We start from the raw sequence: 439 nt of genomic DNA, 5'->3' as shown, positions 1-439 counted from the left end.
GAGGCCGCCGTGCCGGCCTGGCAGCCGGACGTATCCGCCGACCTGTTCCAGCCCGGCCTCCCGGACGGCCGCGTCGAGAACCGCGTTTCCTGCCGGTCCGAGCAGGTCAACGGCGGCTCCGCGGGAGAGGCCGGCCGCCAGCGGGTCCCGCTCCCCCAGTTCCAGCACTGCGGCCCGAAGCCGCCGCCGCCAGTCGTCGAAGACGGTTGCGTGCACCCACCACTCGCCGAACGCCCGGACGTCGCTGGGGACCTTGTTGGGCGCCGAGACGCCCATCCGGCGGAGGTGTTCACTGCGGACGGCACCACGGCGGGCCACCTCGATGAGCGCGTCGCCGGCGGGAGGCATCGCCGTCAGGCTTTCGGCGCGCCTGGCGCTGTCCCCGCGGCGGTCGAGCGCGGGCGGGTCGACGTCGAGGACTTGGACTCCGGCCAGCACA

At 74.9% G+C, this 439-nt stretch carries 1 pseudogene; it reads right to left on the bottom strand.

Annotation, left to right across the window (positions count from 1 at the left end):
- Window positions 1-439 (bottom strand): annotated as a pseudogene (locus AC5RUJ_RS18405) (selenocysteine-specific translation elongation factor); the annotation flags it as partial.

This window comes from Arthrobacter sp. Y3223164 (assembly GCF_059091005.1).
Note: the sequence above shows the minus strand (reverse complement) of the source record. Positions and strands in the feature narration are given on the sequence as shown.